13 protein-coding genes are annotated in these 12,891 nt (G+C 69.5%); 6 read left to right on the top strand and 7 right to left on the bottom strand.

The features are described from left to right. Positions 1–2: 2 nt before the first annotated feature. Positions 3–1,157 carry an acyl-CoA dehydrogenase family protein gene (locus BLS95_RS36295; RefSeq protein ID WP_090942261.1) on the bottom strand — a complete coding sequence of 385 codons (1,155 nt, stop codon included), beginning with the start codon at positions 1,155–1,157 and terminating at the stop codon, positions 3–5. 108 nt (positions 1,158–1,265) lie between these two features. On the opposite strand from BLS95_RS36295, the gene BLS95_RS36290 reads away from it, so the two are divergent. The 3 genes from BLS95_RS36290 (at position 1,266) to BLS95_RS36280 (ending at position 3,884) form a co-directional block, all read left to right on the top strand. Then, positions 1,266–1,880, top strand: coding sequence for a TetR/AcrR family transcriptional regulator (locus BLS95_RS36290; RefSeq protein ID WP_090942258.1), 615 nt, complete (start codon positions 1,266–1,268; stop codon positions 1,878–1,880). A gap of 434 nt (positions 1,881–2,314) precedes the next feature. Further along, entirely contained in the window at positions 2,315–2,581 is a 267-nt protein-coding gene (locus tag BLS95_RS36285; RefSeq protein ID WP_090942255.1) for a hypothetical protein, read from the top strand. 283 nt (positions 2,582–2,864) lie between these two features. Then, complete coding sequence (locus BLS95_RS36280; RefSeq protein ID WP_090942252.1) at positions 2,865–3,884, top strand: hypothetical protein; 1,020 nt, start codon at positions 2,865–2,867, stop codon at positions 3,882–3,884. Between the two features lie 258 nt (positions 3,885–4,142). On the opposite strand, the gene BLS95_RS36275 is transcribed toward BLS95_RS36280, so the two are convergent. Both BLS95_RS36275 and BLS95_RS36270 read right to left on the bottom strand, forming a co-directional pair. Then, complete coding sequence (locus BLS95_RS36275) at positions 4,143–4,967, bottom strand: MaoC family dehydratase (RefSeq protein WP_090942249.1); 825 nt, start codon at positions 4,965–4,967, stop codon at positions 4,143–4,145. A gap of 1 nt (position 4,968) precedes the next feature. Continuing rightward, positions 4,969–5,877 (bottom strand): SDR family oxidoreductase, encoded by a 909-nt coding sequence (locus tag BLS95_RS36270; protein ID WP_090942246.1) that lies wholly within the window; start codon positions 5,875–5,877, stop codon positions 4,969–4,971. A 73-nt stretch (positions 5,878–5,950) separates the two neighbouring features. Between BLS95_RS36270 and BLS95_RS36265 the strand changes: the two genes are divergently transcribed. From BLS95_RS36265 to BLS95_RS36255, 3 genes are all read left to right on the top strand, one after another. Then, on the top strand, positions 5,951–7,384 hold the full coding sequence (locus BLS95_RS36265; protein ID WP_090942243.1) for an MFS transporter: 1,434 nt from the start codon (positions 5,951–5,953) through the stop codon (positions 7,382–7,384). A 69-nt stretch (positions 7,385–7,453) separates the two neighbouring features. Then, positions 7,454–7,825, top strand: coding sequence for an acyl-CoA thioesterase (locus BLS95_RS36260; RefSeq protein ID WP_090942240.1), 372 nt, complete (start codon positions 7,454–7,456; stop codon positions 7,823–7,825). Beyond that, positions 7,822–8,976, top strand: a complete 1,155-nt coding sequence (locus tag BLS95_RS36255) for an MFS transporter (protein WP_143043994.1) — start codon at positions 7,822–7,824, stop codon at positions 8,974–8,976. The genes BLS95_RS36260 and BLS95_RS36255 overlap by 4 nt, the downstream gene beginning before the upstream one ends. Here the strand turns inward: BLS95_RS36255 and BLS95_RS36250 are convergent. The 4 genes from BLS95_RS36250 to BLS95_RS36235 all read right to left on the bottom strand — a co-directional run bounded on the left by BLS95_RS36250 (position 8,971) and on the right by BLS95_RS36235 (position 12,620). Further along, entirely contained in the window at positions 8,971–10,479 is a 1,509-nt protein-coding gene (locus tag BLS95_RS36250; RefSeq protein ID WP_090942233.1) for a glycoside hydrolase family 13 protein, read from the bottom strand. The two genes, BLS95_RS36255 and BLS95_RS36250, sit on opposite strands and share 6 nt — an antisense overlap. 18 nt (positions 10,480–10,497) lie before the next feature. Continuing rightward, positions 10,498–10,878 carry a globin gene (locus BLS95_RS36245; RefSeq protein ID WP_090942230.1) on the bottom strand — a complete coding sequence of 127 codons (381 nt, stop codon included), beginning with the start codon at positions 10,876–10,878 and terminating at the stop codon, positions 10,498–10,500. Positions 10,879–10,936: 58 nt separating this feature from the next. Beyond that, the gene (locus BLS95_RS36240) at positions 10,937–11,800 is read right to left on the bottom strand and encodes a mechanosensitive ion channel family protein (protein ID WP_245765488.1); all 864 of its coding nucleotides are present in this window, start codon (positions 11,798–11,800) and stop codon (positions 10,937–10,939) included. Between the two features lie 538 nt (positions 11,801–12,338). Next, a complete protein-coding gene (locus BLS95_RS36235) occupies positions 12,339–12,620 on the bottom strand; it encodes a hypothetical protein (RefSeq protein ID WP_090942225.1) in 282 nt (93 codons plus the stop codon). Positions 12,621–12,891: the final 271 nt, after the last annotated feature.

Below are 12,891 nucleotides of genomic sequence, written 5' to 3'. Positions count from 1 at the left end.
GATCACTCCCCGATCAGGCCGAGCCGGGCGTGTCCCTTGATCAGGTTGCGGGCGATCGTACGCCGCTGGATCTCGTCGGTCCCCTCGAAGATGCGTAGCAGCCGCAACTCCCGATACCACCGCTCGATCGGCAGTTCCTTGGTGTAGCCCATACCCCCGTGAATCTGCAGCACCCGATCAACTACCCGGTTGGCCATCTCCGCCCCGTTCAGCTTGGCGATCGAGGACGCGTGCCGGGCGTCGAGCCCCTCGCGCACCCGCCACGCCGCGTACAGCGTCAGCCACTTGGCCGCCTCGATCTCCACCTGGGAGTCGGCGATCATCCACTGGATGGCCTGGTACTCGGAGATCGTCTGTCCCATGGACTTGCGGATCTTGGAGTAGTCGACGGCCATCTGCAGCATGCGCTCGGCCGCTCCGATGGCCCGGGCCGGGATCATGTACCGGCCCTGGCCGATCCACTGCATGGCCAGCTCGAACCCCTTGCCGAGCTCGCCCAGGATGTTCTCCTCCGGGACGCGCACGTCCTGGAACACCAGCGCCGCCGGCCCCCACTGGCCCATGGTCGGGATCGGCTCGGACGTCCAGCCCAGGTCGCGGTCCACCAGGAAGCACGTCACCCCGTACTCCTCGGCCACGGCGAACACCATGACGAAGTCCGCCTCGTTCCCGCCCGTGATGAAGGTCTTCTCGCCGTTGATGATCCACTCGCCGCCGTCCCTGGTGGCCCGGGTACGGATGTTGCGGGCGTCGGAGCCGGCGCCCGGCTCGGTGATCGCGAAGCAGGAGCGCCGCTCGCCCTCGATGGTGGGCAGCAGGTAGCGCCGCTTCTGCTCCTCGGTGCCCGCGTAGAGGATGTTGTCGGCGCTGCCGCCGAACGAGAACGGCACGAACGTCCTGCCCACCTCCATGGCGATGATCGCGGACATGATGGGGCCGAGCGCCGCGCCGCCGTACTCCTCGGGGGTGTTGATCCCCCAGAAGCCGGACTTCCTGGCCTTGGCCCGCAGGTCGCGCAGGACCTCGGGGTCGAGCGCCGGCCGGCCCGCGCGCTCGTTGCGCAGCACCTCGGGCTCCAGCGGCATGATCTCCTTCTCGACGAAGGACCGGACGGTGTCGCGGATCTGCCGTTCCTCGGGGGTGAGCGAGAAGTCCACAGCCGCCTCCTCAATTTCTAGAATCGTTCTCTAGGAAGAGACTCTTGCGCGGACCGGCCGGATGTCAAGAATCAGATTCTAGAATTTGCCGGAGTTAGGATGTCTCGCATGGCACGGAAGTCGTCCTGGGAGTGGAGCCGTACGGCCCAGACCCGCAAGAGCATGCTGCAGGCGGCCCGCGAGGTCTTCAGCGAGCACGGCTTCGCCGACTCCAACGTCTCCGAGGTGGTCTCCCGCGCCGGGTCCAGCGTGGGCAGCCTCTACCACCACTTCGGCGGCAAGACCGAGCTCTTCCTCGCGCTCTACGAGGACCACCAGGCGGCGCACGAGCAGGCCTCGGCCGCCAGCGTGGCCAAGGCGAAGAAGGCCGGGGTCTCCGATCCGGTCGAGCTGCTGATCGCGGGGGCCCGGGCCTACCTGGCGGGCGCGTGGGAGCGGCGGGACCTGGTCAGGCTGTTCATCGACGGCGACGGGCCGCCGGGATTCGAGCTGATCCGCCGCACGCGGGGCCGCGAGTGGGTGCGCCAGAACGCGGTGCTGCTCGGGGCCGGGGGCGACCCGCTCGACCGGTTCACCGTGGCGGTGCTGACCAGCATCATCGGCGAGGCGGCCCGCGAGGTGGCCACCTCGGACACGGAGGAGGAGGCCAAGGAGGTCATCGAGGCCGCGATGACCCTGATCCACCGCCTCGACCCCCTCAGGGTGCTCGACGAGGCGGACTAACCCCAGAGGGCTTTGGGCGGCTGTCAATGAGGGTTCGGTAAGAACGTTGATGTTGATGGCTGCTCGGTGGTTGGTGCGGTCGACGTGGCCTTTGGCCCGGTGTCTGGAGATCGCGCGTTTGACGATGCGAGGGCTGATAACGCCTGGTGCAGGCGCGCAACCCGGACGTCATCTCGCTGAACGAGGTCTGCCTGCGCCAGTTCGAACACCTCGGCGTCCGGCTGGAAGCCCTCGGGTACCGCCCTCCCCGGTGAGAACTTCTCCGGCGTGGACCGGAGTGTGGCCTGCGTCGTCGCGCGGCTGCCCGGCACCAGCCGCGACCTCAAGGCCTGCTCGACACACCTGGACCAGGAGAATGGCCGGCGACTTCAACATCCGGGTGCCACCGTCCAACAGTGGCCTCAGCACGCTGTACGCCGATCCGGCGGGCAGCGGTGACCGAGGTCGACCAGGAACGCGACTGCGGCGAACTCGGCTCGTGCGTCCCGCGCCAGAGCGGCGGCGGCCCCACGCACTGGAGCGACGAGGCGAGCGGCAACCAGCCACAGAAGATCGACTACGTGTTCGCCGGCCGCTGGCACCTCTTCGTGCCGCCCGGCCGGGTCGAGCACCTGACGGACGTCGGGCAGTGCGGCGGCGACGACCACCCCTGTTCCGACCACTACCTGTTCCGCAGCCAGGTACAGCTCCCGAGCGGCTGACCGGACAGCCGTCCCAGGGACTGCCGCTCGGACGGCACCCCCTGGGACGGCGCGGATCGCTCTCCGGCTTCTGCCGGACCAGCGTGCCAGTTTCACCGGCATGATCCTGCCCCGACAGGGACAGGGACAGGGACAGGGACAGAGACAGGATGACAGGCATCGCCGTGACAGGACGCCTGGAGCTCGTCGCTCTCGACGCGACGCACATCGCAGGGCCGGCCTCGATCTACACCGCGGGAAGGGCCCCGTGTTGCCAGTACGAGATGATTGCTACTTTTCGACCATGTCATTCACCTGTCGATCGGTTGCCGCGGCGGTGCTCGCGGCGGCTGTCGCACTCGCCACCACGGCCACCGCCGTAAGCGCGCAGACACAGGAAGCACCCGCGGCTGAGCGGGTCTTACGGGTTTACAACAACAACATTGAAAACCTGATCACGAACAACGCCGACGGCTCGTGCACCCGGATCTCGGGCCCGGACCACCTCACGTCGATCCTGGTCGACGACAGTGGGAAGACGGGCACCTCGGGGGTGCAGCCTCCCGATCTGCTGATCGTGCAGCAAGTGCGCGGCACCGGGCAGGCCACGGCCTACGCCGACCAGCTCGGCGCCAAGTTCGGATATGCGGCAGGAACGTACAAGGCGATCGTGGCGTGGGACGACCCCGAGGCCTGGGGCAGCACGCACAAGTGCAGCCAGCAGTCGCTCGGTGACCTGAAGAAGAAGCAGACCAACGCGATCGTCTACAACTCCAGGACACTCAGCCTGGCTGCCGGGGACATCTCGAAATACTGGAGCGCGGGCTGGCTGAAGCCCGGCACCTCGTACAACGGCGGGGCCGGCTGCACTCTGTACAAGCCGCCGGACAACGACAGCGGCACTACCAACGCCGCCAAGTGGAAGCGCACGAGTGCCATCGCGGCGCGGTTCACGATCAAGGCGACGGGGACCACCGTGTTCGCCGCGACCATGCATCTCCCGGAGGAGAACGGCGCGAACGCGTGTGGGGGCGCGGGCAGCGCCGGCATCGGGAATTCCGGCATCCATGTCGGCGCCGACGCCACCAGCTTGATGAACGCCTCGACGATCCGGGTCATCGGGATCGACGCGAACCGCGCGAACATCGCTCCGACGACGCTCAGCGGCTTCGGCATGACCGGCTACGGCGCGAAGGCCACCATGGGCTCCCGGAAGATCGACTATCTGTTCGTCAAGGGTGCGGTGCGGCCTTCGCCGATCGACCACACGGTGGGCGGCACGAAGTCGAACCACCTGGCACTGTACGGATTCATCGACTTCTGACCTTGGCGGGCCTGGCATCAGTATCGCTTGAGGCCCGCACGGCGCCCCGGGGAATGCCCCGGCCCAACCGGGGCGCCGTTGTCTCACGTACCTTTGCGGCGGGCCGGCCTTCGAGGAAGCCGCGTGCAGAAATCAGCCTGCGGTGATGAAACTCGGCTCGGCAGCGAACAGTCGTCGCTGCTCGCTCCGGGAAGATCTCCTTTCCCGCCGAACCCTCATTGACAGCCGCCCAAAGCCCTCAACTTTCTGGCATGGGGACTAACCCCCGGCGATCGTGGCCCGGCCGCGATCGATGACCACCGTTCCGTCGTCCTTGGCCGTCCTGAACAGCACCTCCGCCCCGTCCACCCAGATCGAGACCGTCAGCGACTCCCCGGGGAACACCGGGCTACTGAAACGCCCCGACATCGCCCGGAACCGCCCCGGGTCCGAACCCGCCACCGCGTGCAGCAGCGCCCGGCCCGTGACCCCGTACGTGCACAACCCATGCAGAATCGGGCGGTCGAAGCCGGCCCGGGCGGCGAACTCCGGATCGCTGTGCAGCGGGTTGTAGTCACCGGACAGCCGGTAGATCAGCGCCTGCTCCGGCAGCGTGGGATAGGTCACCTTGTGGTCCGGGGCCCGGTCCGGCGCGGCCCAGTCGTCGCGGGGGCCGCGGTCGCCGCCGAAACCGCCCTCGCCCCGGATGAACAGGGAGCTGCGGCCCGAGATCACCGGCTCGCCGGTGTCCAGGTCCACCGCCCTGGCCTCCGTGACCACCAGCGCGCCCGAGCCCTTGTCGTAGATGCCGGTCACCTTCGTCGTGGTCCGCACGCCGCCCGCCGCCGGCAGCTCCCGGTGCAGCTCGAAGGACTGCTCCGCGTGCACCAGCCGGGCCGGGTCGAAGTCGCCCAGCCGCCGCCCCGGTGCCTGCGCCGCCAGCACCGCGAACGTCGGCAGCACCCGCTGCCCCTTCTCGGTCGTGAACTCCAGCTCGGACAGGCCCGCTCCGACGCCGAGCGCGTACAGCATGGTGTCCTTGGCGGTCCACGTGCGCTCGTGGGGCGGGTTCTCGACGCCGATCAGGCCGTGGTCGAGTGCCATGTCAGTCCTCCCGCCCGGGAATGCGGCCGTTGGTCAACGCGTTGGGCGCGGCCTTGTCCACCAGGGCCGGAATGACCGCGCCCAGCTCGGCCGGGTCCCAGCGGGAGCCCTTGTCGACGGCGGGGCCGGCGTGCCAGCCCTCGGCCACGCTGATCGTCCCGGCTCGCACGTTGAACACCCGGCCGGTGATCCCCCGGGCCTCGGCGCTGGCCAGCCAGACCACCAGCGGCGCGATGTCGTCGGGGTCGGCGCTGGTCGAGCCGGTCCCCGCGGGGCGTATGAGCCCTTCGGTCATGCGGGTGAGGGCGGCGGGGGCGATGGCGTTCACGGTCACGCCGTAGCGCTCCAGCTCGCGCGCCGCGATGACGGTCAGCCCCGCGATGCCGGCCTTGGCGGCGCCGTAGTTTCCCTGCCCCGGGTTACCGTAGATGCCGGAGGACGAGGTCGTGTTGATGATCCGCGCGTCGACCGGCTCGCCCGCCTTGGCCCTGGCCCTCCAGTAGGCGGCCGCATGGCGCAGCGGCGCGAACGTGCCACGCAGATGCACCCTGATCACGGCGTCCCACTCGTCGGCGGTCATGTTGACCAGCATCCGGTCGCGCAGGATGCCCGCGTTGTTGACCAGCACGTCCAGGCGGCCGAAGCGTTCGATGGCCGTGTTCACGAGCCGTTCGGCGCCGTCGAAGTCGGAGACGTCCTCGCCGTTGACGACCGCCTGGCCGCCCAGGGCCTCGATCTCGGCCACCACCTCGGCGGCGGCTTCGGACGAGCCCGTGCCGTCGACCTCCGCGCCGAGGTCGTTGACCACCACCTTCGCGCCCTGGCGGGCGAACTCCAGCGCGTGCCCGCGCCCGATGCCCCTGGCCGCGCCCGTGACGATCACCACGCGGCCCTCGACTATTCCGCTCATCCGACACCTCGATCCTTGACCGGCTGACGATGCGAATTAGATTCTAGTATCAAAATCTAGAAAGGACAGGTCTTTGCTGGCGACGACCACCACCCCCGTCGGTTATGCCTGGCGAACGTTGTCCGTCGTGAGCCTGGCCAGCGTGCTGACCGGGCTCGGCGGCAGCGCGATCAACGTCGCCCTGCCGGAGATCGCCCGCCACACCGGCGCGGACGCCACCGCGGCCGGCTGGATACTGCTGGGCTTCCAGTTGACCACGACTGTCCTCATGGTGGTATTCGGACGGCTGGCGGACATGTTCGGCCGGCGCACGTTGTACCTGTGGGGGCTGGCCACGTACACGGCCGCGGCCCTGCTCGCGGGCCTGACGCCGAACGCGTGGACGATCGTGGCCATGCGGGTGGTCCAGGCGGCGGGGGCCGCCATGTTGCTCACCAACAGCGCCGCCCTGGTCAGTGACGCCTTCCCGCGGGAGAGGCTGGGGGAGGGGATGGGGGTCTACGTGGCCTCGTTCTCGATCGCGGGGCTGATCGGGCCGACGCTGGGCGGGGTGCTGGCCGAGAGCCTGGGCTGGCGGTGGGTGTTCTGGTTCAACGTGCCGATCGGGCTGATCTGCCTGGCATGGGGCGCACTGGTGTTACGGCGGGTGCCGCCTGCCGGGCGCGAGCGCGGGCTCGACCTGCCCGGATGCGTGCTCGTGCTGGTCACGCTGGGCGGGCTGCTGCTGGCGCTGTCGGAGTTCACCCGGCTCGGCTGGGGGCATCCGGTGGTGCTGGGCGGGCTGGCGGGGTTCGCGGTCGGGCTGCCGCTGTTCCTGGTCAGGCAGGCACGGGCCGCGCATCCGGTGGTGGACCTTGGGTTGTTCCGCGAGCGGGCGTTCGCCTTCGGCACGCTCGCCTCCTTCCTCAACGCCGTCGCGCGCATGGGCATGGTGTTCCTGGTCGCGCTCTACTTCCAGGCCGTACGCGGTGACGACCCCGTACAGGCCGGGTTGAAGGTGCTGCCCCTGGCCGTGGCGGCGATGGTCGCGTCGGTGAGCTCGGGCTTCCTGCAACGCCTGCTGAGCGCCCGCACGCTGGCCGTGGCCGGGGCCGCGATGACCACCTGCGGGCTGCTGGTGATGCTGGCCGTGATGTCCGCGGCCACGCCGTATCCGGCGGTGGCGCTCGGGCTGGTGCTCATCGGGCTCGGGTCGGGCGTGTTCCTGCCCTCCAACACCACCGCCATCCTGGACGGGCTGCCCTCCGAGCGGCTCGGCATCGTCAACGCCATGCGTCTCATGCTGCAGAACACCGGCAACGTCGTCGGCACCGGCCTGGTCCTGTCGATCATCACCGCGCCGCTGCCCGCCGTGCTCCACCAGAGCGTCTTCGCCGGTACGCTCTCCCGGCTCAGGGGCAGCGCGGTGGAGCAACTCGTGACCGGCTACCAGTGGGCGCTGGCGACCATGGCGACGATCTCGGTCCTGACCGTGCTGGCGTGCCTGGCCCGGCGCAAGGTCACCTGAGCGGAACGGGGTACGGTTGCGGACGTGGTTGAACGTTCCCAGGCCCATCGACACGTCTATCCCCGAACGGTGAGATTCGCCGACATCGACTCCCAGGGGCACGTGAACAACGTCCGTTTCCTCGACTACCTCGAGGACGCCCGGTTCGGCATGTTCCACATCGATCCGCACAACGCGGGGGAGACTCCGTTCAAGGGCTTGGTGGTGACCCGTCACGAGATCGACTACCGCCGCCCGCTCGGCTTCCGCGCCACACCGGTGCGGGTCGAGACCTGGGTGACCGAGATCAGGCCGGTACGCTTCACCCTCCAGTACGAGATCCGCGACGACGACGAGGTGTTCGTCACCGCCGCGTCCGTCATCGCGGCCTACGACGTCAAAGAGGCCAGACCCCGCAGGCTGACCGAGAGCGAACTGGCCTACCTCAAGCGCTTCTCGTGAGGCGCTGGTGGATGCTGGCGCTCGGCGTCAACGCGCACGCCGGCGTCACCCTGGGCCTGTTCGGCCTGCCTCTGGTCATGCCGGAGGTCGAGCGGCATTTCGGGGTCCCGCTGGCGGTGGCCGGCATCATCGCGAACGCCCCGGCCATCGGCATCCTGATCGCCCTGGTCGCCTGGGGCGCGCTGGCCGACCGTCACGGCGAGCGGGTGGTCCTGGGCCTCGGTGTGGGGGCGGCGGCCCTGCTGTTCGCCGCCGTCGCGTTCGTGGAGCCGGCCTGGGCGGTCATCGCGCTGCTGGCCCTGGCCGGCGCGGCGGGCTCGGCCGCGATGGTCGGCGGCGGCCGCATCGTGCTGCGCTGGTTCCGGCCGCCGGAGCGGGGCGTCGCCATGGGGCTGCGCCAGGTCTCCTTCACCCTGGGCATGGCGATCGGCGCTTTCGCGCTCCCGCCCGTGGCCCAGGCGTACGGCCTGCCCGCCGTGCTCATCGTCTGCGCCTGCGTGAGCCTGCTGGCCGCCGTGCTGGCCGCGCTCTTCCTCAGGGAGCCGCCGCACCCGATCCAGGAGTCCGGCACCGCCCCGGCGGGCACGCCGTACCGGCAGCCGGCGCTCTGGCGGGTGCACGCCACCAGCGCGTTACACGTGGTGCCGCAGGTCGTGGTCAGCACGTACGGGGTGACGTTCCTGGTCCGCCAGTACGGCTGGGACGACGTGGGGGCCGGGCAACTGTTCGGGATAGCGGCGATCGGCGGGGCGGCGGTGCGCATCGCGGTCGGCCGCTGGTCCGACCGGACAGGGTTGCGCATGCGACCCCTTCTCCTGCTCACCTTCGCCACCCTGGGCGTGCTGGCACTCCTGGTGGCCGGAACGCTGACCGGCAGCTGGCTCGGGCCTCTCATGCTCGCGCTGGCCTCGGTGATGACCGTGGCCGGCAACGGCCTGGCCTACCTGAAGGCGGGCGAGCTCGCCGGGCCCGCCTGGGCCGGCCGGGTGCTCGGCACCCACAACACCATCCAGAACACCGTCTCCCTGGCCGTCACGCCGCTGGCCGGCGTGCTGATCACGCACACCGGCTACGGGGTCGGCTTCGCCGCAGGCCTGGGATGCGCGCTGATCTCGTTACCCGTCATCCCCTTCCGGGGAGAACGATCATGATGTGCGCCGCAGCCACACCGCCGTGTCGGGTGGCAGCAGGCCCCGCCTGAGCGGGCCGCTCCCCAGCAGCAGGTCCTCGTGCCGGGGCAGGCGTACCGCCCTGGTGCTGCAGTTGATCGCGCAGGTCAGCGGCCCACGGGTGAAAGAAAGCACACCTTCGGGGGATTCCAGCCACTCCAAGGTGTAAGGAAGGGATCCCACCAGGTCACGGCGTAGATGCAGGGCCCGCCGGTAGAACTCCAGCGTCGAGTCGGCGTCCCCCTCCTGCTTCTCGACACTCAGCTCCGCGAACGAGGCCGGCTGCGGCAGCCAGGGCTCCACCCCGCCGGGCGAGAACCCGTGCGAGGGCGGGTCCACCGTCCACGGGATCGGCACCCGGCACCCGTCGCGCCCCGGCAACCTGCCCTTCGACCGCAGGAACACCGGGTCCTGCCGGGCCACCGCGGGCAGGTCGGTCACCTCCGGCAGCCCCAGCTCCTCGCCCTGGTAGAGGTAGGACGAGCCGGGCAGGGCCAGCATCGTCGTCAGCGCCGCCCTGGCCCGCGCCATCCCCGTGCCGGGGTCGGCGGCCCCGTAGCGGGTGCGGTGGCGTACGACGTCGTGGTTGGACAGCACCCAGGTCGGGAACGGGACAGCCGCGAGCGTGTCGTCGATCACCTTCCTGAACGCCGTCGCCGACCACGGCGCCTGCAGCCAGGCGAAGTTGAAGCTCTGGTGCAACTCGTCGGGCCGCACATAGAGGGCCAGGTCGGTGAGGCTGTCGGTCCACACCTCGCCCACGGCCATGCGCGCCCCCGGATAGCCGTCCAGCAGCCGGCGCCACTCGCGGTAGACGTCGTGCACCTCGGGCCGTCCCCAGACCGGCGATTCCGACTTGAACGACTGGTCGCCGACGTCGGGCAGCCCCTCCGCCTTGTAGAGCCCCATCGCCACGTCGATACGGAACCCGTCCACCCCCCGGTCCAGCCAGAACCGCAGGACGTCCAGGAACTCCGCGTGCACCTCGGGGTTGCGCCAGTTGAAGTCGGGCTGCTCGGGCGCGAACAGGTGCAGGTAGTACGTCCCGTCCGCCACCTGGGTCCACGCTGACCCGCTGAAGGTGGAGCGCCAGTTGTTGGGCCGGTCACGGAAGATGTAGCGATCGCGCTTCTCCCCGCGCACCGCGGCCCGGAACCAGGGATGCTCGGACGAGCTGTGGTTGGGCACGATGTCCACGATCACCCGCAGCCCGAGCGCGTGCGCGTCGGCGACCAGCGCGTCGAAGTCGTCCAGCGTCCCGAACATGGGGTCGACGTCGCGGTAGTCCGCCACGTCGTAGCCCCCGTCGGCCATGGGGGAGGGATAGAACGGCGTCAGCCAGACGGCGTCCACCCCCAGCCGGGCGAGGTAGGGCAGGCGCTCGCGCACCCCGGCCAGGTCGCCGACGCCGTCTCCCGAGGCGTCGGCGAAGCTGCGCACATAGATCTCGTAGACGACGGCGTCACGCCACCAGGGGGTTTCCATGTGGCGTGTCATGCCCGTTTATACCGGGGCATTCACCAGGCTGTGGGCGGCGTAGACGAGATAGTCCCAGAGCCTGGTCTCCTGCTCCTCGGTCAGGTCGAGGGAGTCGACCGCGTCGCGCATGTGCCGCAACCAGGCGTCCCGCTCCCGCTCGCCGATCACGAACGGCATGTGCCGCATCCGCAGCCTTGGATGCCCGCGCTGCTCGCTGTAGGTCTTGGGACCGCCCCAGTATTGGATCAGGAAGCCCCGCAGCCGCTCCTCGGCGCCCGTCAGGTCGGCCTCGGGGTAGAGCGGCCGTAGCAACGGGTCTTCTGCGACCCCCTCGTAGAAGCGGTGCACGAGCAGCCGGAAGGTCTCCTCGCCTCCGACGGCGTCAAAGAAGGAGGTCTCAGTCACCCCCCAAGCTTATGTGCACCACGGCGCGCCGGGTCCTGCGAGGCCTGCACCGGTCCTCCTACGCAAGAGCCACCATGGGGATGCCCGCGTCGTCGAGCGCCGACTTGACCCTGAGCCGGAGCTCTCTGGACACCTCCGCCTGCTGGGCGGGCAGCGTCTTGGCGCTCAGGCGGAACACCAGCGAGCTGTCGGAGAGCTGCTCGACGCCGAACACCTGCGGCTGCTCCACGATCTTGGCCTCCCGGAGCTCGGGGTCGGCCCAGATCTCCTCCGCGACGTGCTCCAGCAGCACGCGTACGCCCACGACGTCGGTGTCATAGGCCACCGGGACGTCCACGTAGGCCCGCGACCAGCCCTGCGACTCGTTGCCGACCCTGGTGATGGTGCCGTTGCGGACATACCAGACGCGGCCGTCCACGTCGCGCAGCCTCGTGACGCGCAGGGTGACCGCCTCGACCGTGCCGACGGCGGCGCCCGCGTCGATCACGTCGCCGACGCCGTATTGGTCTTCGAGCAGCATGAACATGCCCGCGATGAAGTCCTTGACCAGCTCCTGGGCGCCGAAGCCGATGGCCACGCCGAGGATGCCGACGCTGGTGAGCAGGGGTGCGATGTTGATCGTCAACCGGTCGAGCACGGTCAGCACCGCCGTGCCCAGGATGACGATGGAGGCGACGTGCTTGAGCACCGAGCCCATGGTCTCGGCCCGCTGCTTGCGCCGCTCGTGGAGGAGCGCGTCGAGCGAGTCGGTGGCCACGCCCTTGCGGAACCTGCTGGTGATGGATCCACCCGAGGCCGCGCGGTTGACCACTCGCGAGATGATCCGGTGCGCGATCTTGCGGAGCACGAAAGCCAGCACGACGATCAGGACGATGACGATCGTGCTGGCCACGAGTGGTGCCCAGGGCGCTTGGCCGAACATCTCCACGAGAGTAGAGCAGACGCTGTCGCCTTGGCACATCGTCGCGATTCCCTGGACCACTTTCTCGGGATCCGGCAGGCCGGTCGTCGGTGTGGCGCTGGGTTGTGGCGACGCTGTCACCAGCAGTAACACTGGGCGGATCCCCCTCCGGAAGCGGTTCGGTCGGCTTGGACCGTTTCGATCCAAAAATACCGCCGACCGAACCGCCCGCCGTCACATCACGCCGGGGAAGACGGGGACGCCGACTCTCTGGGCCGCGGAGGGAGAGAGCGGACGCTCCGATGACGGACGGCTCGGAACGGGACACGCACCCGGAAGCGTGTCCCATGCCGGTTCCGGAAGGGATCCCCCGAACACTCGCCCGGCGGACCGGGCGAGCGGCTTGTGGGCGCAGGAGGGTCGGGGATCGGAGCCGGCGGAGTGGCCAGGGCCCCGGCATACAGGGGACCCTCCGCACCGGCCACTCCACCGGCTCCGTGTCGGCCGCCGTGGACGCGGTGAGCCGTGGTGGCTGCGCTCCACCCGGTTCACCACGTCGTCACTCCCCCACGGCGGCGAGTACTCGGGCGACCTTCGTCGCCGCACCAGCCGGGTCGTCGGCCGTGTGCATCCGCTCGCCCCAGGACCAGCAGTACCACCAGTCGGGTATGTCAGATACGTTGGCCGGGCGGCAGGTGACGTTCTCGGACAGGCTCGTGGCGTTCGGGTTGATGACCCGGACGAACAGACGCCCTTGGGTCCGGACCACTCGTGCGAGCATTCCACGGGCGTCGAGCTCGGCTACCAGACGCTCCAGGTGCTCGAAGTTGTCGTCCCCCACTGTTCGTCCCTCCCTAGGAATCGGTGCTGGTGGGCCCAACATGACGCATGTCAAGGCGGGGCGCAACGAGGGGGGTCCGCTCACAGGGAGTTGCTTCTCCCTCATGGGTTGTAAGAAACAGTCCCGCGGTGGACGATCCTTAACCGTGCGCCGGATGGGCGCATTTCCCATCCGGCCGGCATTGGTTCATCATCTTGGGTAGGCGCACAGCAACAAAGGGGCTACGCTGAGTCACCAGTTGTGGACCGGTCGAGGGCATCGTGAGAGGGGC

The organism is Nonomuraea jiangxiensis (assembly GCF_900099965.1).
Lineage (GTDB): Bacteria > Actinomycetota > Actinomycetes > Streptosporangiales > Streptosporangiaceae > Nonomuraea > Nonomuraea jiangxiensis.
The sequence above is the reverse complement of the archived record's forward strand: the minus strand, read 5'-3'. Positions and strand labels throughout refer to the sequence as shown.